This is a genomic window from Pseudomonas sp. IPO3774 (genome assembly GCF_013386835.1).
In the GTDB taxonomy this organism is placed as follows: domain Bacteria; phylum Pseudomonadota; class Gammaproteobacteria; order Pseudomonadales; family Pseudomonadaceae; genus Aquipseudomonas.
This window is the reverse complement of sequence record NZ_JACAQY010000071.1, coordinates 54561-75109: the sequence shown is the minus strand read 5'-3', so window position 1 is coordinate 75109 and position 20549 is coordinate 54561. Positions and strand designations below refer to the sequence as shown.

Below are 20549 nucleotides of genomic sequence, written 5' to 3'. Positions count from 1 at the left end.
GTTGGTTGCAGCTTCCGCAAATCATTGTCATGGCCGAACCCTCACCGCGATCCGGCCGCCCTTCATTGTCGGCGCCAAGCGCTGCGGCAGATCCCGCACCAAGTCTTCACGCTTGCGACCGATCAGCTCATTGAAGGGGAGGCCGAAGCCCAGCATGATCAGCTTGGACTCAACGTCGTCGAGCTGCTCGTCGATCAGCGATTTAACCGGTGCGGTGGTCATGCAGCCTCCTTGCGGTGCCTGGTGATTTTCAGCAGGCGCTGGCAGTAGTGGTTGAATTCTTCGACGGTGATTGCATCGCCAGTGAGCATGTTGGTGATCATCCGCACCATGACGGCTTGGGCGCCTGGTTCGCTGCTGGGATGCTCCAGTGCCTCCAGCGCTTCATCGATCAGGATGTGCGGGCTCATAGATCAGCATCCACGTCGTCTTCGCGCTCTTCCCGTTCCGCTGCTACAGCGTCTTCGGCGTAGGGCCTCAGCAGCGCTACAGCGATCTTCTCGACCGCCTCAATCGGACGCTGCTGGCCCAGCAAGTCGGCAGCGTGGGCGCGGGCATCGCTCTGGCTGCCGAGCATTGCCGACAGCAGCAGGCGGGCAAACGAATCACGCTGGTCCAGGCCGTCGATCTGGCGCTGATTCAGGTGGCCTTGCAGGACGGTACAGAATCGGTCGAACGTCACCACCTGCGGCTGGCCGTAGCGGCGCTTCCACTTGATGTCGACGCCGCACACCAGGCGCTCCGCCGAATGCTCAAGCCAGTCCGTCACCTCGTCGCCCTCGCTGACCTCTGGAGGCAACTGAGCGTCGTAACGCTCCTGGCAAATATTCAATGCTGCGTTCATGGTCGCCTCCAAGGTGGCGGGTTGTTCACCTGTATTCGTCAACACTCATGCCTCCCGCTGGTTGCCGATGGGCGCGGGGGAGGAGTGCTGACGTAATAGAGGTGGGGAAGGGGAGGTGCCGGTCTTTCCCGGCCGTCATGGCGCTGGTTGTTCAGTCGTACAGGCCATAACTGAAATCGTGCTCGTCGCAATCGATCACCAGCTTGGCACCACCGAAGTAGAGGGCCGCAGTGAGCTTTTCCCACTTCTTGTAAATCATGAAGTTGCGGCCAATGGGTGCGCCGTCCAGCTTCGCGCTGTAGACCTCACCGAAGTCGTAGCCCCGCTCGTTCTGGCCCTTGACGCTGATGCTGATCCGATTGGCCAGCTCCCATTCGGTGCGCTTGGTACCAGAGGAGTATCGAGATGACGAACTGCGCTCTTCCGGCTGTGGGTCAAAGCAGATGTGCATGTGCTTGCTGCTGCCGATGTAGTCGTTTTCAGCCTCGCGAATAGTGATGTGCGGGCTTTCCCATTGCTCGTCTGTTGCGCGCTCTTTGTTTTCTTCGATGAAGGCATTCAGCAAATCGCTCAGGTTTACGAATTCCGGCACGATGTCGTCTTTCAGCGCATCGTCGATCGCTGCTTGCGAACGACGAAGCATTTCGCCAGTAACGCCAGAAGACTCCCACTGTGTTTTCAATGCGGTGGCGATCAGGTCGTTGTAGCGAGTCAGCTCAAACAGATCGCTCACGTTGGATGGCAGCGCATCTTTAATGGCCTGGCTGACCAGCTTGCCCATGTCGCTGTAGCTGCGGAAATTGTCTTTGATGATGTCGGTGAACATGCTTTCCACATGCTTATCGATGATTTCTGCTGGCTTGGCGCCGTCTGTGAATCGGGTTACGCCATCCATCAGCATGGATTGAAGTGTTTGCTCGCTCATTTGGTGCTCCGTGCTTGATCGGTTGTTTTCCCAATGCACCCGACCGAACTGCAGCTGGGTACATCAGTGAAAACTTCCGCCGGGACCCGCTACTGGCGTCGGTCACCGGCTTGAATCAAATGTTCTTCCAGCCGCGGGCCTTTCGGCTTGTTCTCCCGCTGGATAACTGTTCTTGGCGCTTTACGCTGCACGCCCGGGTCAGTTGCCAACCCTCTGAACCGTTTAGGCCGGTTCATCGCTGCCTTTGAATCTGGGCCGGTGGTGATCCGGCAAGGGTGAAGCTGTGTGACTAAAGAGCGGTCAGGCCCTGAGGCCCTGGCGAGTACCTGTTGGGTGACTCGATGGAGTTAATTTAGCCCCAAGCTAAAATATCGTCAATAGCTCCAAGCTAAATATTTAGCGATAGGCGAAATTATTGAGATGTGCCGTGTCCCTCCCGGCCGATGGATGAGGCCTATAAGCGCTTTACGCGCCAGTTAGCAGTGAGCTATGATTTTTCCATTAACTGTATGTATATACAGCTTCTAATTGGGAGGGGATGTCATGGCAAAGAAACAGACGGCACCGGCAGCACGGCAGGAAATGAGCGGAATTGAGCGGCTTGCACTACGCGTCTCATCGATGATCAATCACCCGGTGGCCCAGGCGCAGCGCTGGGTGACGATTCATCGCCTGGACACGGACGGGGATCGGGAGTGGGAAGAGGTGCTGAGTGTGATTGCCGACACTGACGAACTCGAGTTGACGCTCAACGACGACGGCAGCGTGACGGTGAGGTGGGAGCAGCAGGAAGTCGAGGTAGCAGGGAGGGGAGAGGTCGAGTTTGAGCCAGAAGAAGAGGGGGCGCCTTTCTGACGGGCACAAAAAAGCCCGCTCAGTGGCGGGCTCTAATCTCTATCTAATGTCTAGCTTTTCGCATCACCCCCTTTAGGTGGTGATGGTGAGATGCTTTTCCTGAAGTCTTCGGCGACGGGCTTGGAGAGCCCTTTGTTCTCGCCAAAGGCAGTTTTCACGGCATCATCAGCGGCAAGAAACTTCTCAACTTTGCCTTTTGCTTCTTTGGATGCATCGATCTTTTTCTGGAGTGCTGCTATCAGGTCATCCGAGGCAACGGCGAACCTTTTGTGTCTCCACTCCCTTTCTGTAGATGTAGCTTCATTGAGTTCCTTGGTGGCTTGATCATATGCTTTCTGGGCATTGCTCTCCTCCACCATAAGGCGAACCCTGGCAGAAGCAAGCCTCGTCATTGCCTTGCATTCGTCAATAAATTCGAGCACTACATCTCTGTCGGCAGGGCGGTGAGACCAGTCCATCGAGGCCAGTTTGCCGGCCTCTTTATCCAGTGACTCCAACGCACCGGATGCGCGACTCGAGTACTCGGCAAGGGTTATGCCGTCCTCATTCCGAGCAGAAATCTGCCTTTCGAATAAAGCCGCTGACGCCTGAACCGCGCTTAATGCCTGGCTGCTCTCTTGGTGACTCTGGTATGCACCCCATCCAAACCAACAGCCAACCGCGACGAGAGCGGCGATAGCCCCCGTAATTATTGAAGCCTTCATCCCTAAACTCTCCATTTGAAAGCCCGTACTCTATCATTCGTGGCGTACGGCCACCATTTTGAGTTTCTCGTCGCTTATGATGTGCTCGTCTCAAATTGAACAAATTTGAACGAATAATCCTGCGCGAGGGGCTATAGTCAGTAGCCTGGTCAAGTGATGACTGGTGATCCATCAACAATAAATGCCTACGGACTGCACAATGATTTCTTCCCTTGAATTGCGCCATATCATCGAGACGGCGTTCCTCCCGACTCACTGCGTCTGCATCGTTGACTCTAGCAATTCGCTGGTCATCCAACTGATCAACCCTACAACCGAAAAGGAAGAATTGACGGTAACGGGTATCGACCCGAGAAGCCTCGCATCCAGTCGGGACATTGCGAGATTTGTCGCGGAGGTCAAAGAAGAGATGCGAGCGAGGGCGCAACTGCCCGACAAGCTTTACCGGCGCGCTTAAACAAGAAGCCCAGCATCGGACCGGGTCCGTGGTGGGCGTTGCCGTGCGCATTTAGCCGAGTTCTATATTTTGGATACGCGGGCAGATCAGTGGAGTACAGGGGAAAAGAGCGCCCTAGCAGCCTCGTCCAGTAGCCTATCGATCTCAACCAGTTCGGCTTCTTTGATATCAATCGCACTTTTATAGGCGCATGCCATGAACTGCAGCACCTCAAGGTCTGAAATCTTCGCAAGATCTTCTTTAAGGTCGGGGCGCTGGCTGAGTAGAAGCGCTCGAATCTCTTGTGCTGTTTTCGACTTTTCCATGCGTGATTCCTCCATAGCTCAGCCCAAGTCTAGCCCAAGAGAATGCGTAATAACGCCCGCTGATCGCCAGATTGCTGAAGCGCGGCTCTAGAGGCAAGAGGTCCGGCCCAGGTATAGCTTCACGCGATCAACCCGAATGCCGGCAAAGAAAGTTCGGGGTGGTGCGGCCTAAACGGTTTTCGGATGATAAATGCGAAACTACAGCTAGAGCTAACCAGCTTTCCCTGCCTTGGACATGTCGATCTCAAAAATAAGCTCATCGGCAAGCTTTTGCACACTTGAGCTGTCTGAAAGCTCGGCTAGGTTGATACCCGTAGTGCAAAACATTGAGTCATGCTCCGGATGCCGCACGAACACGGTAGCATTCCAGCCATTAATTAGAACACAGTCGACCTGGTGCCCTGGCAGACTCTTCTCCAGCCCCTCAGTGAGCGATATCTTCTTCCAGCTGTGCATGATGAAGTACTAACGTGTTAGCGATCCAGAATGGACATGATGCCAATCAAAAAGTGCCCAGGTTCCGATGCAGGGTTCCAGTTCCCGTTTTGGTTTCCTAAAATCGCAGACAAAGAAAAGCCCGCGATGGGGGATAGCGGGCTTAAAGGGGGTTCACAAGGAGCCGAGGTAAACCATATACGCTCGACTGTGAAAGGTTTGTGAAATGCCGATCATCGTTTTGTCGGGTGATCTTCAGTCATCGGGCCGGCCTGGACTTTCGTTTTAACAGACAAATCCCGCAGTTCCGGCATAGCGACTTTTGCAGGCCATTGAAGCCCCTGGTGGGCGGGATCAATGATCGTCGATCTGCTGACTTTGGATTGGACGTAGGCGACCTCTCGTGTAACTACATGGGCCACGTAGGTCACGCAGGCACACACACTCATGAGAGCGGTGATTTTGACGAGCCTGGTTGCATTGGGTTTCATGCAGCCCCCTCCATACGGATGCGAGTACTGATCCTAACTGGAAAGGGAAGAAACAAGAAGCCAGGGGCGGGGCCGGGCATCATTGGCCGAGGCATCCTACTATTCCAAGTGAGAATCTTAGAACTGACAGGGGGACTTATGGCGACGAAGGAGCGGTCATTTTCGATTCGTGATCTGATAACCGCATTATTGCGCGACCAGAATATCCACACTGGTTCTTGGGGGGTTGACCATGCACTTCACTGCAAACGGCACCAGCGTCACTCAGGCCGGCGGGGCCAAGCTGCCGGGTCTGGCTGTCGCTGTCTCAGGGATTACGCTCGCGCCTACAGCGAAAGGGGAGGATGGCAGTATCGATGCTTCATTGGTAAACCCTGCAAAGGAAATCCGGGTCCGATTGCCGACAAAGCCGAAGGGTTTGCACTAGGCGCAGACAGATACAAGAAGCCCGGCGCTGGGCCGGGCTTAGTCACTTCTGCTGTGCCGGTGGTGCGGCTGGCTGAGCTGGAGCCGCTTGCTCTACTGCTTTATGAGCTGCAAGCTCGCTACGACCCATCTGAAAAGATGAAATCATGTTCGACGTAAGCATGGCGTTGAAACCACCAATGCCGATGACGATTGCGAGAACCGTGGAAATCGCAGTGACAATGATTGTGGCTTTCATGGAGCCAAATGCAGATTTTATCTGGTCATGGCTGGTATCAATACGATTTACGGTGGCCTCCATCCGCTTATCCCGCTCATCCTGTACCGCCATGAAGGCATCAATTTTTGAGGATACAGACTCTACCCTGGCATCCATCTTGACTTCGATGGTTTCCATGCGGGCATTGAATTCTTCGCGAGTGATGTCGTTCATGCTTACAGTATTCGCTGATCGCGATGCATTGTCACGCTCAGGAAGGGTTTCATTCGCCGAGGCGTTATCGATAAGCCTATTCAGCTTTTCCCATTGTTCAACCTGATGATCGGTATCTGTTAGGGCATGCATCATCCTGGAGAAATTATCATTCTTCATCTTCTTCTCCGAGGCTCGACAGCTTCTCGGCGGATATAAGCGCTTTCTTTATTGAAACTAGGGTGTTGGTTGATTTTTCCTTTGTTTGTCCAAGCGCTTTAACCATAGATCGAACATCCTCAATACGCTCATCTGACACCGCGCGCTGAGTCAGCATTCCTACGACCTCAATGAGGACTTTATCCGAGGCGACAACGTGCTCTATGAGAGAAACCAAGGCGGAATTGGCATCGCTAATCGCCTCAATTATATTTTTATCAATATCCCTAATGTCCTTCACTCTAAACTCCTGTGCTTGCTGCTCTACTGCAATCGAAGAGCGTTCCAAAACGATTAAATGATAGGAGAGTCGGAAAATTACAGCAGACGTTCTTGGTCAAGCTGGCATGCGCCTACTCAAGCCTTCCCACGCACAATCCTTCCCGCCTTCACCTCATCCGCATAGCCGGCCAGCCGATCCTCGTCAGCGTGAAGCACTGTGCACATTTTCAGCACGGCCTGGGCGTCCGCCTCGTTCCCCGCAAGGCTCAGGCGCTCCGCAATCCTCATCAGCTCTACGGCTGACCACTTGAGGTCGGAGGCGACGCCTTGCAGGTCGCGCTTAAGGTCTTGGTTTGGCTTGTCGAGGGTCATAATGCGTCCTTACAGATCTATGGCTCGAAGGCGCTCAATGGCGTCTCTGAGCTTTACGGACTGCTCCAGGGCTGCTTCGTCGAGATCGATCAGGCCTGCATTCATTAATTCCACTGCCTGACTGGCCAGCGTTTCGGCGATAGCTTCAAGGTTCGCCGAGTAAGCTTCAACCTCAGATTTTGCAGTCTGCGTCATAGCCAAGTTCTCCGCATTTATCTGTGCGATTATTTACCTAGCGACTGACGCGCGTTATATGCGCCGTCTTTACCTCATCCGCATACCCATCCATCAGCTCCTCGACCTCCTGGAACCTCATAGCGATCGCTATCAGTTCGCGAGCGTCATCTTCCTGGCCGGCATCAGAAAGCTTTACAGCAGCCTGCTTCAGGTCGACGCCTGACCACTTGAGCAGGGCGGCAGCCTCTTTAAGGTCGCGGTGCAGTTGCTGGTTTGGCATGGTGAGGGGCATGCAGTCTCCTTGCTGTTTCTTCGATCCTACTCAGATTCGGTTCGCGTTATCAGTCCAGCACCAACCTCGTCTGCGAGGGCGGCGAGCCGATCCGCATCATCGTATAGCTTCGCTACCAGCTTTAGGACGGCTGCAACATCGATATCTTGGCAGTCCTTAGTGATGTTGATTATGCCGCCCGCGGCTTGCTCGAGGCCCAGCCCAAGGTAATTGAGCTCGTTGCGCAGCTGTTTGTTCGAATTGGTGAGGGGCATGGCGCTATACCGGTTGTCCGTTCCACACGTAAAGCACTCGAGCCAGGATGTGGGTGTCGTCGACACGAATGTCCTCGGGGTCGTGGTGCTTGTTGTCCGAAATCATCTTGAAGCGATCCTTGCCTTTCTTTTGCAGGCGCTTCACATACAGCATCTCGTCGTGGGAGAAGAGGTAGATGCCATCACCCGTGAACTCCCGGATCGTGATGTCGACGAGCAACGGGTCCCGATCCTTGATCGTCGGCGCCATCGACTGACCCCACCCGGTGATCATCTTGAGGTGGAAGTGCTCTTTGAAGGTAACGCCCAGGTCACGCAAGTGCTTGGGGCTGACCCGTATGTCCTGGAGCATTTCCGGGTATTCGTGCGGGATCTGCCCGCCACCCATCGCTGCGCGCACGTCGTAGTGCGCGATCCAAACCTCATCGCCAACTTGGCCGGGGCGAGAGAAGTCGACGGTTATGACGTTGCTCGACTCGTCAGCGGCCGCAATGATTCTGTCACGAGCCGTGCTCGTTAAGCCTTTGACCTTCGAAAGCATCTGCTTTATCTGGTCCGCCGCTGTCTGTGCGGATGTCTCGCCTGCGTGATCGCTCGAAGTCAACTCTTCAGCTGGAGTTATCGACTCACCTGGCGATATGGAGTCAAACCAACCTCTGGGCAGCCCCTCGATCGCCTCGATTCTCCGCGCTACATCGTCTCCCAAATTCTTCGCTGTCTTGTCCGACAAAATCTGGCTCAGGTGCGCAGGCGCCATTCCCCAGCGCTCGGCGCACGCGCCTTTTCGCTGGTTTCCTATGAGGCTGATCAGTTGCTGTTTACGAATCGCATAAATATCCATGCGGGCAAGAATGCCAGCGTTTAGCTCAATGCTAAATGTGCTCAAAGCTAAATATTCCTTGCTACGATATTAGCCATAAGCTAAATTTCTCCTATGTTTAAGGAGAGATCCCATGAATGACCATCTGCGTGACTGGCTCGCCAGCGCTTCAAACGAACGGCGCCAGTCAGTGGCTGCCGCTGCCAATACGACGGTAGGGCACCTGTGGCAGCTGGCAGGCGGTCACCGAAAAGCCTCGGCCGACCTGGCAGAGCGCCTTCAGGACGCATCAGGTGGAGAGATCACCATCGCAGGTTTGCGACCGGATCTTCTCGACCTGGCGCACAAAGTCCTACGCGGCGCCGCCTGACATCCCTGTCCGCCGTTCCATTGAAGCAATTCTGACCGCAACCGACCCAAGGAAAAACTAGACGATGAAGTCGCAAGTGCTAGAAACCCGCAGAGCAGCAGTGATTGCTGCCGCCAACGCCGTATCGGGCGGCCTTCCTTGCGCCGCGGCATTTCTTGGCGAGGAGGACTTCAAGCGTTTCAAGAATCGGATTTACGAGTCGGCAGGGGTCAAGAAGCTGAGTGATGACGAAGTCTGCGTACTCGAAACCCAGGCCAAAACCACCTTCCTCCCCGATTACATCTGCGCCATGTATGGCGGGATCTTCGTCCGCCTTCCTGATTCCGAGTCGCTGGATAACGTGGACATGCACCACCGCTCTCTGCGTACAGCGGTAAGGCGGGGGAGGGTAGACCAGTTGATCGCCCTGGCATTGGAGGATGGTGAAATTGATGCCGCAGAAGCCAAAGATATTCTCGCCCTGCATGCCAAACACTTGGCAGCTCGACACGAAGAAGTCAATGCAGTGATTGAGCTGCACAAGGCGCGCGCCTGATGAAAGCCGAACTGAAACTTCAACTGAACGCTCAGCCCGGTCTTTCCGAGCTTGAGGGGCTATTTGCCACCCTTGAACAGATTCTCTCCGATGCGCCGCACCTTCGCTTGAAGGTCATCGATCTGCTTTTCACCCTCAGCGACGGCAGCCTCAAACCCGGCCTTGTCGAGTTGGTGGCGATTCCCGCATTCGGGGCAGATGGTCATTCGGTCATTGAGCTTCAGATAACCGACCGAATGAGGGAATTGGTGGGCGCACTCGCCGCAGGTGATGTTGAAGTTTTGAGTATCGATTAATGACATGTCCGGCCTCCTGGCCTTCGTTTGTGGAAATTCGAAATTACCACGGATGCGCCGGACACCTATAAAGCCTGAATCTCAGGCACAAAAAAACCGGGTTCACGGCCCGGTTCATTGCTACATCACTTGAGGCAACTCTAATGCAACAGATAACTCAAGGCAATACCCCCAACAATCTCGCGCCACGTTTTTCGCAATCTGAAAACGTGGCGCGGATTAAACCAGTGACACCTTTCGACTTCCACGGCTTTCCTGTCCGCGTAATTGACGACGGTCACGGGGAGCCATGGTTCATCGCCAAGGACATCGCCGAAGCCCTGGGCTACTCCAACACGTCGAAGGCGATCAATGCTCACTGCAAAGCGGTCAATACCTGCCATACCGAAATGGGAGGTCAGGTCCGCGCAGTGCAAATCATCCCTGAACGCGATCTTTACCGGCTGGTGATGAAGTCCAAGCTTCCGGCTGCTGAGCAGTTCGAAGAGTGGGTGGTTGGCAAAGTCCTGCCGACCATTCGAAAGACCGGCTCTTACACCGGCCAGGAGACGAACAACTCCAAGGTCATTGGCGAACTCGCCATTCTGGAATGCTTCGATCGCCTGCTGAAGCCGGCGCCCTCGAGCAAGATGATGATGCTCGCGCAGATCGCAGCCAACAACGGCCTGGATGCCAAGTTCCTCCCAGGCTACGCCGTTGATGCCGCCCCTGACGCCGCTGGTGGTTCGTCGATGCCCACCAAGGCAATTACCGCCCTGATCAAAGATCACGCCATCGCCAGCACCGCCCGCGCCTTCAACCTTGCACTGGAGGCCCACGGCTTCCTCAAGGTCCTCCAGCGCAAAAACTCGAAACAGCAAATGGTGGATTTCTGGTCCGTGACCGAGAAGGGCATGGCCTACGGCAAGAACCTCACCAGCCCTCAATGCCCCCGCGAGACGCAGCCTCACTGGTACGTGGATCGCTTCCTTGAATTGGCCGCTAAGGTCGGGAAGGCCTGACATGCAATACACCGTCACGATTAACCAGGTGAAGGCGTTGGAGTGGGGGCTGAATTCTCAGCAAGCCCTGCTGTTCGCCTTCGTCTACGGCTGCCCGAGCTGGACCAAGCCAATCAAGACTGATGACGGGATCTTCTTCGCGCTGAGCAAGGCCAAGATCATCGAGGAGCTGCCGCTGCTCACTGATAAGCCGGACACTGCTTATCGCATGCTGACGGCCCTGGAAGAGGCCGGTTTGATTGAGCTTCGCCCTGAAGCATTCCGACTCACCGAAAAAGGCTGTGAGTGGAACCCGGACCGTATGGGCCACGTCACCGCGCACCAACCGCCGGTCCTCCCGGCCCGGCGCAGGACAAAAAAGAAACCAATCCCTTCTGGCTTGCGTGCTCTGGTGTTCGCCCGCGACGGCCACGCGTGCTTGCGCTGTGGCTGCTCGGTGCTGATGCGCTTGAGGGCTGATCACGTCGTACCTGAAAGCCAAGGTGGAGAGGCTTCTTTGGGCAATCTCCAGACCCTTTGCATGTCCTGCAATAGCTGGAAGGGCGTGCGGACGATTGATTTCCGCGCGTTCGCCGGAGGTGCAGCATGAGCATGGGCCTTATGGTTGCCGCAATGAAGCTTCGCGTTGGTAATCCGCTGCGCAAGCTGGTGCTGATCAAGTTGGCCGACAACGCCAGCGACGTAGGCGAGTGCTGGCCCTCCTATCAGCACATTGCTGACCAGTGCGAGATCAGCAAGCGTTCTGTCATGAACCACATCACCGCTCTGTGTGAGGCGGGACTGTTGCGCAAGGAGATCCGGAAGGGTGGACCAAAGGGGAATTCGTCGAACGTTTACTTCCTCACCCTCGACGGTGGTGGTGCACCTCCTGCACCAGGGGTAGTGCAGAAGATTCACCCGGGTAGTGCAGCAGGTTCACCCCCTAGTGAATCTCCTGCACCAGGGGGTAGTGCAGCAGTTGCACCCAGAATCAGTAACTCTCTTGAACCAGTCATGGAACCGGTCATTGAACCAATTGCACCCCCGGCTCCCGCCGAGGTTGTGCCGGCTCAGTCCCGCAGCTTGGTGTTGGTGGTTGATCGTACCGATACCCCACGGGTCGAGATCCCCGCCGACATGCCGGGCCCCAAAGACCAGTCCTGCAAAACCTTCAAGGTCTGGGCGAACTACGCCATGGCTTACCGCAAACGCTACAGCGCCTGGCCGGTGTGGAATGCCAAGGTCGGCGGCCAACTCGGCCAACTGGTTGACCGACTCGGCGCCGATGTCGCCCACCACGTCGCCGCTCACTTCCTGAAAACCAGCGATGCCGCTGTGCTGCGAAAGTGCCACAGCCTCAACGAGCTGCTGGCCAACGCCGAGAGCTATCACACCCAGTGGGTGACCGGGCAGCGCATCAACGGGACAACCGCCCGCCAGATGGAGCGGACTGAGGCGAACCACTCCGCAGCAGAACAGGCCGCCCAGATGGTTCTGGCCAAACGCCAAGCAGGTGACCGCAATGAATACCTCTGAAATGAACGACCAGCAGGTTGCCGGGCTGGCCGCCGCCATCTGCGCCACAGCCGAGGCCATGGGCCAGGAAATGAACCCGGGCACTGCCGCGATGATGGCCGAAGACCTCTGTGCCTACCCGGTGCCCGTCGTGAAGGCGGCGCTGAAGGCGTGTCGCTTCGAAGTGAAGGGAAAGCTGGCGATGGCCGACATCCTGCAACGGGTCCAATCCTCCGATGGCCGGCCGGGCAAGGACGAGGCCTGGGCCATCGCCATGACTACCAACGACGAATTCGAAACCGTGGTGCTGACCGACGAGATCCAGCTGGCCCTGGCTGCTGCGAAACCCATCTTGGATGGCGGCGACAAGATCGGTGCACGCATGGCGTTCATCGACGCCTACCAAAGGTTCGTGGGCCAGGCCCGCGAGGATGCGAAACCGGTCAACTGGCACGTGTCCGTGGGCTTCGACTCCAACCGCCGCATCCAGGCCGTTACCAAGGCTGTGGAGCTGAAGCGCATTCCACAAGAGCACGGCCAGAAGTACTTGGCTGACCTGAGCATTGTTCCAGTTACCGAGGATGGCCGCGCCATTGCCGGTTTGCTCACCGGCGCCGTTACCCAACCTGCACCAGTGCTGCGCCAGAAGCTGGAACTGGTCAAAAACTCGATGCTGGAGATGCGCAAGGCCAGCGCCGAACGAAAAACCGAAATGCGGATTGAAGCGGCCAATGAGTTGGCGGATCGCCGGGCGCTGCTGATCCGGCAGTCTCAGGAACTGGAAGCGGAGAGGGCAGCGCAATGACCGACAACACCGAACTGAAGCGGCTGGCCGAGGCCTGTGTCGCTGCCGGCGAATACCTGCCGGGTGAAGCATGGGAAGAGGACCGTAGCTATTGCCAAGCAGAAGTGGCGTTTCTTGAATTCGCACCCGTAGCAACGCCAGCCGCGGTCCTGGCCCTGATCACCGAGCGCGACCAGCTCAAAGCCGAGAACGAATTGGCCCGCATGCGCATCAAGGAACTGGATCTGCTGTTTGGCCGCTACATCCTCGCCATGCGTTCGGCTCTCATCGAGGAAGAGCATGGCAAGGGACCTGCCGCCGCGATGGAGTGGATCTACAACTCGCTGGCCGGACCGGGCGAGCTGCCTCCAGAAGGCGAGACCGACAGCCAGGCCTACTTCGATCGGGAGATTCTCGCCGTGGATGACGGAATGCAGGAGGTAATGGCGTTCCACGAAGGTCGACGCGCCGCCACGGGCAAGGGAGAGCAGTCATGACCCTGGATTCAATCGCTTTGTGGCTCGGCTACGGTTCCATGTTGGTGGGCGGCTCTCTTTTAGTGCTGATGATGCTGATAGTCGTCGCTGTGGTTCTTAACGCAAAAATCAACCTGCTCGGCAAATACCTGCAGTTCTACTGGGACCTGAAAACCTTGCGCGCGACCATGCGTCAGCTTGAGGCGGAAGGGAAGGTGAGCAAGACGACGGGAGTGAAGCCATGACCAAGCCGGCCAAACCCCGTCCGATGCCTGTCTACCTGGTGCTGCGCCGCCTGGTCGATCCGGCCTCCGGCAAAGAGGTGGCAGCGTTCGTGCCGTCCTCCGACGCCGATCGGTCGATCCTTCGCGAGCGTGAATTCCGGATCAACACGAAGATTCGTGCCGAGCTCAAGCAGCCACGCAACCCACGGTTCAATGGTTTGGTCCACGGCCTGGGCCGGGTGCTGAGCCAGAACATCGACCGGTTCTCCGGCAAGCAGTCCCACGACGCGATCAAGGCCCTGCAACTGGAGTCGGGCGTGTACTGCGATGAGGAAGCGTTCGACATTCCGGGCCTGGGCCAGCTCACCCGCAAGACACCCCGAAGCCTCTCCTACGACTCGATGGGCGAAGAGGTATTCCAAGACTTCTGGCGACAGTGCTGCGCGTACCTGGTGCTGCACGACTGGCCGACGCTTACCGAAGAGCGCCTGACCGAAATGGCCGAGTTTGAAGCGTTCAAGGAGGCCGCATGAGTCATAACTTCAAGCCGGGCGACCTGGCGTTGATCGTTTCCTGTCCACTGGTGCCAACCCTGATAGGGCGCTGCGTGCAGCTGGTTGAGTGCTTGGGGCCTGGCTGCGACTCGTTTTCCGCCCACGGTCCATGGTTTAACCGTGGAGATGCAAACGCCTGGGTGGTGGAGGCAGATGGCTTGGTGTCATTGACCATCGGCAAGACCCTTGTCGAGCACCCGCGTTGCTGCATTGCTGAGAAATACCTCATGCCTTTGCGTGGCAATTTTGAATTCGGGCAGCAGAAAGCCAAGGAGGCTGTATGAAGCGCACACCGCTGCAACGAAAGACTCCACTCGCGTCCGGTGGCCCGCGCCGCAAGCGCTGCCCCGAGTGCCGGGTGATGTTCGTGCGTACCCGTGACGCGCAAGTCGTGTGCGGGGAGATCGAGTGCGCCATCGCTCACGGCAAGTCCGAGAAGGGACGGGCGATCGCCGGCAAGGCATTGGCCGAAGTAGGGCGCCGCGAGATCAAAGTCCGCAAGGAGAAGTTGAAGACCCGGGCGGATCACCTGCGCGAAGCCCAGGCCGCGGTGAACGAGTACGTGCGCCTGCGTGACGCACACCTGCCGTGCATCAGCTGCGACTCGACGCCGAACGACAACGACCTCATGACCGGTAGCCGCTGGGACGCCGGGCATTACCGATCCGTCGGTGCCTGCCCAGAGCTGCGCTTCGAGCCGCTGAACATCCATCGACAGTGCGTGAAGTGCAATCGGAATCTGTCCGGCAACGCAGTGGAATACCGCATCCGTCTGGTGCAGCGTATCGGCGTCGAAATGGTCGCCTGGCTGGAAGGCCTGCACCCGGCCCGCAAGTACACAGTAGATGAGATCAAAGCTATCAAGGCTACATACCGCGCAATGACCAGAGAGCTGAAGAAAGGGGAAGCCGCATGACCTATCGCAACGTTGTTTCAGCAGTAGTTCGAGCCCTTGCGGCGGAGACCATCAGTTCCGCCGGCGGCTGCGACTTTGAACCCAAGGTGCAGTGCGCCAAGCAGAAGGGGGAGATCGTCGGTAAGGAGGCGGCGTTTCTCCAAGACTGCTGGGTATTCGGCCGACTGCACAAAGCGCTCACCCCTGCACACTGGCGCGCACTGGTAGCGAAGTACTCCACTCACGAAGAGCGCAAGCACGGAGCCATTCTGGAGCTGCTGAATTCGGTAAAGACTCCAGCACCGAAGCGCTTTCGGGAATGCGCCGTGCTGACCTGGGCTATTCCTCAGATAGCAGGCGCCGACGGCAAGCGCTCCGCCGCGGTGCTGCCAGCGGCATGGTACGACATCACCAATTGGGACAATGACGGAAAGCCAGAGTCGACCCGATATCGTTGGCGTTCATCCATACGAAATTCTTTGGATGGCCAGGTGAATGAGGCGCTGATGGCCGCTCAAGAGATACTTGACGCCGAGGGGCTAATGGAGAAATTCATGGCGTCATAATTTGCTGCGGCAATGAACTGGACAGATGGCCTGAGCGACATCAGCTTTAAGATCGGCGGGAGGTGATAACAGGCTTCCCGCCGACAGGTTTTGATGGACTACAAGGACTCGGTGCCTGGCGTTCTAGTCCCATCACATACCGAGCTGAAACCACCTTGCGCCAGCCATTTTTCTAATGGTTCCGCTTTCAGGGGTTTTGTTATCAGGTATCCCTGAGCCTCTGAACACCCCCAGAGCGTGATCAGGTCCAGAATGCTTTGGGTTTCGACGCCCTCTGCTACGACTCTATAGCCTAATCCTCTGGCAAGCTCGATGAGTGTCTTAACTAGCCGTTTATCTTTTTCGTTGGTGTTGAGGTTGCTGATTAGTGACTGGTCTAATTTAACCGTACTCACAGGCAGTTGCCTTAGATATGTCCAGTTGCTGTAGCCAGTGCCGAAGTCGTCCACGGAAACTTCAATGCCTAACGCGCGGGCGCGCTCAAGCTGCTCAATAACTGTCTTCGGGTCTGACATGAGCATGCTTTCCGTGAATTCAAGCTCTAAATTTTTCGACAGAAGGGCGCCGTTGTTTATATATTCTGTAATTTTATTTAAGAACTTAGAGTTCTCAAGATCACTGACAGTGACATTCATGGAAACTCGTAATTCAATACCTTTGCCGAGCCACTCCTTGGCTTGGTCAACTACGGCGTCAAGTACCCAGAAGGTAATTGCATGCATCAACGCAGTTTTCTCTGCAAGTGGTATAAATTCTGCGGGACTGATAGGCCCGAGCGTAGGATGATTCCACCGGATCAATGCTTCAACATTTTCACATGCTAGACTAGGTAATGTGACTTTCGGATGAAAAACTAAGCTCAGCTGATCTTCAGACCGAACTGCATCAGACAGGGAGCTCAATAGGGTAAACGCTCGCTGCTGAGCTGCGTCCAACTCAGGTTGATACATCGCCCAGCCCAAGTTTCGAACCCTTGCGTCATCAGCTGCCCCTACGACTAACCGTAGCCAGTCCCTCTCTTTTGCATCGGCGATTTTCAATACCCCAATACCTGTCTGCATGAGTATTGGGATTCCTTGACAATCAACCGGCTCGTCAAAATTTGAAAGAATCTTAAGGCAGAGACCTTCCACCGGATGGCCACCTTCTAACAGAAACCCAAAACGTGTTGGACTGATTTTGTACAAGAGAGAATTATTAGGTAATAAAGACTGAAGTCTGCCCTTAACGCTGAGCATTAAATTTTGAGAAAAGCTGTAACCGAGCGCTTTTACTACGTCATTCAAAAATTTTGGAGATATTACGTCCACAGCAAATAGATCGTGCTGAATGCCGCTAGAGCTTGCTAGTCGAATATCTTCTTCCAGTCTGAGTCGGTTGAAAAGTCCGGTTGGCTGATCAATAAAATTACGGGAACGTAAACCCATAATCCGCAAGACAACGAGTTGAGCGAAATAAACGAGCATTGCTGCATCTCGCTTGCTCATTGGTTGTCGAGGTGAAGTATCTATTATGCATAGGCTACCCAGAGAGAAACCATCACTTGTGAGAAGTGGCGCGCTAGCGTAATAGCGAATGAAGGGCGCGCCGGTGACCATGGGGTTATCTTTGAAGCGCTCATCATCCTGCGCATCCAAAACCTCTAACGCCTTCCTGTCGCGTAGAGAGTGTGCGCAGAACGAAACGTCCCGAGGTGTAGTTTGCTGCTCAATCCCGATCCGTGCCCTGAACCATTGGCGGTGCTTGTCGACAATAGAAATCAGGGCGATGGGAGCATTGAAGTATTCTGAAGTCATTGAAATCATTTTTTCGAAGACTTCATCGTCTTGTTCATTTTGCGGGCAAAGGGCCTCAACGCGTTTTAAGCGTTCTGCTTCGTACTCAGGGAAGTGGGTATTTACGTCCATGACTAACCTCGTGTATCACGACCATGTGGCTAAACGGTATCAGATCACCGTTAGCCCTACGACTTCATTTACTTATTGAGTCAGTAGGCACGACCCATTCATGCGAAGGGAATACGGCAAAATACGGGCGTTTCGCTTCTCGAAAGGACAGAGCGCATTGGATCCGCTCACTCTGCATCTATAAATCACAATGCAGAATCCGAAGAAACGTTGCATTAATTGAGAAAATGAGAGAGTATTTATTCATCGTGCCCATACACTGCATTTCGAACGGTCTTCAGCGTTGAAATCAACCAATGAGTCCGGTCTAAAGGAGGCTCCGCCAAGTACGGGGCCTCTTTCGTTTGGTTTCAGGGAAACCTGGTCAATCTCAAGGCCTCGCCATCGTGCGGGGCCTTTTTCGTTTTCGGCCCCGCCACACCCTTCGCACTGAGCGGGGAGTGCCGCCGGGGCTGACCTATCTCTGGCCAAGGCCATTTTCTTCATGGAGTAACGATGGATCCTACTGACCTCGGCCCAGGCACAGCTACCTGGCTGGGCGGTAGCGCCACCGTTGTTCTGGGCGGCCTGCTTTGGCTGCGCCGCTTCCTTTCCAAGGACGCGACCGACCGGGCAATGGACAGCGCCGATATCGGCACGCTGAAGCGCCTTAACGAGTTGCTGAACCAAGAGCGCGCCGCGCGCAAAGAAGCCGAGGCCCGCGCCGATCAATTCGCGAAAGAGCGGAATGACCTTGCAGCCGCCGTTGGGCGCATGGAAGGCAAGATCGAAGCACTCACAAGCCAGGTCGCTCAGCTCACTGACCGCGTGACGCAGCAGAGCGACGAGATCACTCGCCTGCGCACCAAGCTGGGAGGTATAGCCTGATGGACAGATGCGCATTGGAATTTATCGCACGCCGCTGGTGGCGCCGGGCCGAAGTCTGGGCGATTGCCGTCGTGCTGGTGGGTGGTGGTGCCGTTCTGGGTTACCAGGCCGCCTACTGGTCGCTCGCCGAGAGCCAGAGCAATCAGGTCACTGACATTCGCAAGGCCTACGACACCGCTATGAGCGAGCGTGACAAGCGACTGGAAGAGCTCACTCGCCAGACTGGTACCGCCGCAGAGAAGGCCACCAAGGCAGCAACGTCTGCGGCTCGGGCAGTCGACAAGGTGGACGAAGCTCTAAACCGGACAGCTCAGTAATCCGCGCCACGTTTTCTAATGTGAAAAATCGTGGCGCGGGATTTTTACGGTGTATGAGTGGGGCTCGATGACGCGGCATAGCAAGCGCGCAAGGTTTGTTGATATTGCTCCATCATTTCTTTGAGGGAACTCACCCTCTCGGGGTAATACCTCAATGCCGAGCTGATATCAGACCTTATGTCGTCGACATCCATTTTGATTGGCGTGCAGCGATCGTTTTCCAGTTGACGCACTCTCTCCTCTGATGCTGCGAGCGTTGCGGCCTGTTTGTTGTAAGCCCCTACCCATTGGTTAAGTGAAGTATTTAGGCTGTCGTTTGCCTTTCTGAAGTCTTCGACTCGCTCCCTTACGTTTGTTAGGTCGCTGTCCTGACGACCGTAGTGAGCGGCTGCTCCAGCTATCGTTGTGGCGACCCCCAGAGCGAATGACCAAAATGCAATTGTTAGTTTGGGGCGCAGAGGGCTAGCTTGTTGCGTTTCACTCATGTGAACGTCCTTGTGATTTGACATCTATCAATACCGGTAACTATTAATCAGTTCAAGTTGGAGTGGCACTTCGATGACGACCATTGCCTACAAAGATGGTGTGATCGCCTATGACTCCCGCTGCACCCGTGGCACCACCATCCTGGATGACGACGCCAACAAGCTTTACAAGGTCAAAGGCGTCTCCTTTCTCTGCACGGGTGCGAACTGCGATTTCCCAGCTCTGATTGCGGCCTTCTTCGGAAGCGAGGCGTCGAGCGCAGTAGAAGCTTCGGCACTGGCTTGGGATGGCAGCACACTTTGGCTGATTGGACACGACGACAAGACTGGCGGATGGAAGGATGCTCTGGAGCTCGACCGACCATATGCAATAGGCAATGGATGCGCTCACGCTTTGACGGCAATGGATATGGGCGCCACTGCAACTGATGCGATTCGTATGGCGAAGAAGCGCGACACCTGCACTGGTGGGCGGGTTCGCAAGCTGGAGATCGGTAAGGCGGGGTAGGTGTGCCGCAGGTGAGTGCGGCACGGACAGGCCCCAATTCCTTTTCAGCGCAGCTCTCTCTCCAATGCTTTCTGATAACAGACAAGGTCAGAAGACCGCATTCCTGTTTCGTATGCTGTTTGATAATGGTCGGCACTTAGGGTGCATGGGTCGCTAGTTCCGCCGCTCATCTCCCGTTCAAGAGCCTTTTGATAGCAGACCAGATCGCTAGCTCGCATCGTTGACTCATAACGATCTTGATATTTCTGAGCCGGTTCAGGGCAAGATCCATATGGCGTGGCAGCCATACATGCTGATGAGGTCACCACCGCTGTGCAGGCTAGAAGGCTTCGTAACTTCACGTTCATCCTTGATGCTCCTTTTGTGTTTTTCATCAATACCGGCATAGCGCCATCATTTCAAGTTTAAGGTGACATATGGATAGGCCATACCCTCCATCATCACTGCTTAAGCTGTCTGACCTCTCCGACTTCGGTATCCGGCTCACGCCTGCGCCCGAAGTGTGGGAATGGCTCCGAGCCGAGATCCTTGCCGACACCGGCAGCATTCACAACGAAGACCATGCCCATCTACTGGATACAGACATCCGGGTAATGTGGGCGTCGTCGAGCTTCGAGAAGCAAGGGCGCACAGTCCTGGGCCAGGCCGAACAGGTAGCGTTCCGCGCGGGCGGTTGGCAGAAGGCTCGGATGGAGCAACAGATGCGTGATTGGTTCGGCGATGTGCCGGCCTTCATCATCACCCTGGCGGCTGACTACTGCGCCCAGTGCAGTGACCTCGAGTTCTGCGCTCTGATCGAACACGAGCTGTACCACCTGGCTCATGCGACCGACAAGCACGGTCAACCAGCATTCACCCAAGACGGTGCACCGAAGATCAAGCTACAGGGCCACGACGTTGAAGAGTTCGTCGGTGTCGTCCGCCGCTATGGTGCGAGCCCTGACGTTCAAGCGTTGGTGGATGCGGCAAACAGTCCTGCTGAGGTGGGGAAATTGAACATATCGAGGGCCTGCGGAACCTGTCTGCTCAAGTCGGCCTGATTTTAGACAGGTTAAGACGG

Annotated in this window: 35 protein-coding genes and 1 pseudogene; 20 read left to right on the top strand and 16 right to left on the bottom strand. The window is 55.8% G+C overall.

Going from position 1 to position 20549, the window contains the following annotated elements:
• Positions 1-27: 27 nt before the first annotated feature.
• The 4 genes from HYE77_RS31195 to HYE77_RS31180 all read right to left on the bottom strand — a co-directional run bounded on the left by HYE77_RS31195 (position 28) and on the right by HYE77_RS31180 (position 1769).
• Entirely contained in the window at positions 28-222 is a 195-nt protein-coding gene (locus HYE77_RS31195) for a hypothetical protein (RefSeq protein WP_177070452.1), read from the bottom strand.
• Positions 219-410, bottom strand: a complete 192-nt coding sequence (locus HYE77_RS31190) for a hypothetical protein (protein ID WP_177070450.1) — start codon at positions 408-410, stop codon at positions 219-221. Before HYE77_RS31190 ends, HYE77_RS31195 begins: the two co-directional genes overlap by 4 nt.
• On the bottom strand, positions 407-844 hold the full coding sequence (locus HYE77_RS31185) for a hypothetical protein (RefSeq protein ID WP_177070448.1): 438 nt from the start codon (positions 842-844) through the stop codon (positions 407-409). The genes HYE77_RS31190 and HYE77_RS31185 overlap by 4 nt, the downstream gene beginning before the upstream one ends.
• A gap of 151 nt (positions 845-995) precedes the next feature.
• Positions 996-1769 (bottom strand): hypothetical protein, encoded by a 774-nt coding sequence (locus HYE77_RS31180; protein ID WP_058419779.1) that lies wholly within the window; start codon positions 1767-1769, stop codon positions 996-998.
• A gap of 543 nt (positions 1770-2312) precedes the next feature.
• Between HYE77_RS31180 and HYE77_RS31175 the strand changes: the two genes are divergently transcribed.
• Positions 2313-2624 (top strand): DUF1654 domain-containing protein, encoded by a 312-nt coding sequence (locus HYE77_RS31175; protein ID WP_177070446.1) that lies wholly within the window; start codon positions 2313-2315, stop codon positions 2622-2624.
• A gap of 50 nt (positions 2625-2674) precedes the next feature.
• Here HYE77_RS31175 and HYE77_RS31170 read toward each other — a convergent pair whose 3' ends face one another.
• Positions 2675-3328, bottom strand: a complete 654-nt coding sequence (locus HYE77_RS31170) for a hypothetical protein (protein WP_177070444.1) — start codon at positions 3326-3328, stop codon at positions 2675-2677.
• 199 nt (positions 3329-3527) lie between these two features.
• On the opposite strand from HYE77_RS31170, the gene HYE77_RS31165 reads away from it, so the two are divergent.
• Complete coding sequence (locus HYE77_RS31165) at positions 3528-3785, top strand: DUF1652 domain-containing protein (RefSeq protein ID WP_177070442.1); 258 nt, start codon at positions 3528-3530, stop codon at positions 3783-3785.
• Between the two features lie 86 nt (positions 3786-3871).
• Here HYE77_RS31165 and HYE77_RS31160 read toward each other — a convergent pair whose 3' ends face one another.
• From HYE77_RS31160 to HYE77_RS31120, 9 genes are all read right to left on the bottom strand, one after another.
• Positions 3872-4090 carry a hypothetical protein gene (locus tag HYE77_RS31160; protein ID WP_034135944.1) on the bottom strand — a complete coding sequence of 73 codons (219 nt, stop codon included), beginning with the start codon at positions 4088-4090 and terminating at the stop codon, positions 3872-3874.
• 668 nt (positions 4091-4758) lie between these two features.
• Complete coding sequence (locus tag HYE77_RS31155; RefSeq protein ID WP_177067416.1) at positions 4759-5016, bottom strand: hypothetical protein; 258 nt, start codon at positions 5014-5016, stop codon at positions 4759-4761.
• A 469-nt stretch (positions 5017-5485) separates the two neighbouring features.
• Positions 5486-6034 (bottom strand): hypothetical protein, encoded by a 549-nt coding sequence (locus tag HYE77_RS31150; protein ID WP_177070440.1) that lies wholly within the window; start codon positions 6032-6034, stop codon positions 5486-5488.
• On the bottom strand, positions 6024-6314 hold the full coding sequence (locus tag HYE77_RS31145; protein WP_177070438.1) for a hypothetical protein: 291 nt from the start codon (positions 6312-6314) through the stop codon (positions 6024-6026). The genes HYE77_RS31150 and HYE77_RS31145 overlap by 11 nt, the downstream gene beginning before the upstream one ends.
• Before the next feature lie 116 nt (positions 6315-6430).
• Entirely contained in the window at positions 6431-6667 is a 237-nt protein-coding gene (locus HYE77_RS31140) for a hypothetical protein (RefSeq protein WP_177070436.1), read from the bottom strand.
• Between the two features lie 9 nt (positions 6668-6676).
• Positions 6677-6862, bottom strand: a complete 186-nt coding sequence (locus HYE77_RS31135) for a hypothetical protein (RefSeq protein WP_177070434.1) — start codon at positions 6860-6862, stop codon at positions 6677-6679.
• 37 nt (positions 6863-6899) lie between these two features.
• Entirely contained in the window at positions 6900-7136 is a 237-nt protein-coding gene (locus HYE77_RS31130) for a hypothetical protein (RefSeq protein ID WP_177070432.1), read from the bottom strand.
• Positions 7137-7162: 26 nt separating this feature from the next.
• Positions 7163-7390 (bottom strand): hypothetical protein, encoded by a 228-nt coding sequence (locus tag HYE77_RS31125; protein ID WP_177070430.1) that lies wholly within the window; start codon positions 7388-7390, stop codon positions 7163-7165.
• A 4-nt stretch (positions 7391-7394) separates the two neighbouring features.
• Positions 7395-8231, bottom strand: a complete 837-nt coding sequence (locus HYE77_RS31120) for a S24 family peptidase (protein ID WP_177070487.1) — start codon at positions 8229-8231, stop codon at positions 7395-7397.
• 112 nt (positions 8232-8343) lie between these two features.
• On the opposite strand from HYE77_RS31120, the gene HYE77_RS31115 reads away from it, so the two are divergent.
• The 14 genes and pseudogenes from HYE77_RS31115 (at position 8344) to HYE77_RS31055 (ending at position 15405) form a co-directional block, all read left to right on the top strand.
• Positions 8344-8580 (top strand): hypothetical protein, encoded by a 237-nt coding sequence (locus tag HYE77_RS31115; RefSeq protein ID WP_177070428.1) that lies wholly within the window; start codon positions 8344-8346, stop codon positions 8578-8580.
• A 64-nt stretch (positions 8581-8644) separates the two neighbouring features.
• On the top strand, positions 8645-9115 hold the full coding sequence (locus HYE77_RS31110; RefSeq protein ID WP_177023279.1) for a YmfL family putative regulatory protein: 471 nt from the start codon (positions 8645-8647) through the stop codon (positions 9113-9115).
• Positions 9115-9411: a hypothetical protein gene (locus HYE77_RS31105; protein ID WP_177023278.1), complete on the top strand. Its 297-nt coding sequence runs from the start codon at positions 9115-9117 to the stop codon at positions 9409-9411. The genes HYE77_RS31110 and HYE77_RS31105 overlap by 1 nt, the downstream gene beginning before the upstream one ends.
• A gap of 143 nt (positions 9412-9554) precedes the next feature.
• Entirely contained in the window at positions 9555-10412 is an 858-nt protein-coding gene (locus HYE77_RS31100) for a Bro-N domain-containing protein (RefSeq protein WP_177070426.1), read from the top strand.
• Between the two features lies 1 nt (position 10413).
• Positions 10414-10711, top strand: a pseudogene (locus HYE77_RS32780) (phage replication protein); the annotation flags it as partial.
• 2 nt (positions 10712-10713) lie between these two features.
• Positions 10714-11001, top strand: coding sequence for an HNH endonuclease (locus HYE77_RS32775; protein ID WP_256347606.1), 288 nt, complete (start codon positions 10714-10716; stop codon positions 10999-11001).
• Entirely contained in the window at positions 10998-11927 is a 930-nt protein-coding gene (locus HYE77_RS31090; protein WP_177070415.1) for a helix-turn-helix domain-containing protein, read from the top strand. Before HYE77_RS32775 ends, HYE77_RS31090 begins: the two co-directional genes overlap by 4 nt.
• Positions 11914-12711, top strand: coding sequence for a hypothetical protein (locus tag HYE77_RS31085; RefSeq protein WP_177028236.1), 798 nt, complete (start codon positions 11914-11916; stop codon positions 12709-12711). Before HYE77_RS31090 ends, HYE77_RS31085 begins: the two co-directional genes overlap by 14 nt.
• The gene (locus HYE77_RS31080; protein WP_177028237.1) at positions 12708-13187 is read left to right on the top strand and encodes a hypothetical protein; all 480 of its coding nucleotides are present in this window, start codon (positions 12708-12710) and stop codon (positions 13185-13187) included. The genes HYE77_RS31085 and HYE77_RS31080 overlap by 4 nt, the downstream gene beginning before the upstream one ends.
• Positions 13184-13411, top strand: a complete 228-nt coding sequence (locus HYE77_RS31075; protein ID WP_177028238.1) for a hypothetical protein — start codon at positions 13184-13186, stop codon at positions 13409-13411. The genes HYE77_RS31080 and HYE77_RS31075 overlap by 4 nt, the downstream gene beginning before the upstream one ends.
• On the top strand, positions 13408-13923 hold the full coding sequence (locus HYE77_RS31070) for a hypothetical protein (protein ID WP_177070413.1): 516 nt from the start codon (positions 13408-13410) through the stop codon (positions 13921-13923). Before HYE77_RS31075 ends, HYE77_RS31070 begins: the two co-directional genes overlap by 4 nt.
• Positions 13920-14228 carry a hypothetical protein gene (locus HYE77_RS31065; protein WP_177023269.1) on the top strand — a complete coding sequence of 103 codons (309 nt, stop codon included), beginning with the start codon at positions 13920-13922 and terminating at the stop codon, positions 14226-14228. Before HYE77_RS31070 ends, HYE77_RS31065 begins: the two co-directional genes overlap by 4 nt.
• The gene (locus HYE77_RS31060; RefSeq protein ID WP_177023268.1) at positions 14225-14860 is read left to right on the top strand and encodes a recombination protein NinG; all 636 of its coding nucleotides are present in this window, start codon (positions 14225-14227) and stop codon (positions 14858-14860) included. Before HYE77_RS31065 ends, HYE77_RS31060 begins: the two co-directional genes overlap by 4 nt.
• Positions 14857-15405 (top strand): hypothetical protein, encoded by a 549-nt coding sequence (locus HYE77_RS31055; RefSeq protein ID WP_059398246.1) that lies wholly within the window; start codon positions 14857-14859, stop codon positions 15403-15405. The genes HYE77_RS31060 and HYE77_RS31055 overlap by 4 nt, the downstream gene beginning before the upstream one ends.
• Before the next feature lie 98 nt (positions 15406-15503).
• On the opposite strand, the gene HYE77_RS31050 is transcribed toward HYE77_RS31055, so the two are convergent.
• The gene (locus HYE77_RS31050) at positions 15504-17312 is read right to left on the bottom strand and encodes a GGDEF and EAL domain-containing protein (RefSeq protein WP_177070411.1); all 1809 of its coding nucleotides are present in this window, start codon (positions 17310-17312) and stop codon (positions 15504-15506) included.
• Between the two features lie 495 nt (positions 17313-17807).
• Between HYE77_RS31050 and HYE77_RS31045 the strand changes: the two genes are divergently transcribed.
• Both HYE77_RS31045 and HYE77_RS31040 read left to right on the top strand, forming a co-directional pair.
• Entirely contained in the window at positions 17808-18179 is a 372-nt protein-coding gene (locus HYE77_RS31045) for a chemotaxis protein (protein ID WP_025856073.1), read from the top strand.
• Positions 18179-18496 carry a hypothetical protein gene (locus HYE77_RS31040; protein WP_177070409.1) on the top strand — a complete coding sequence of 106 codons (318 nt, stop codon included), beginning with the start codon at positions 18179-18181 and terminating at the stop codon, positions 18494-18496. Before HYE77_RS31045 ends, HYE77_RS31040 begins: the two co-directional genes overlap by 1 nt.
• Positions 18497-18540: 44 nt before the next feature.
• On the opposite strand, the gene HYE77_RS31035 is transcribed toward HYE77_RS31040, so the two are convergent.
• Positions 18541-18981 (bottom strand): hypothetical protein, encoded by a 441-nt coding sequence (locus HYE77_RS31035; RefSeq protein ID WP_177070407.1) that lies wholly within the window; start codon positions 18979-18981, stop codon positions 18541-18543.
• A 73-nt stretch (positions 18982-19054) separates the two neighbouring features.
• Between HYE77_RS31035 and HYE77_RS31030 the strand changes: the two genes are divergently transcribed.
• Both HYE77_RS31030 and HYE77_RS31025 read left to right on the top strand, forming a co-directional pair.
• On the top strand, positions 19055-19489 hold the full coding sequence (locus HYE77_RS31030; protein ID WP_177070405.1) for a proteasome subunit beta: 435 nt from the start codon (positions 19055-19057) through the stop codon (positions 19487-19489).
• Positions 19490-19905: 416 nt separating this feature from the next.
• On the top strand, positions 19906-20529 hold the full coding sequence (locus HYE77_RS31025) for a putative metallopeptidase (RefSeq protein ID WP_177070404.1): 624 nt from the start codon (positions 19906-19908) through the stop codon (positions 20527-20529).
• Positions 20530-20549 lie beyond the last annotated feature (20 nt).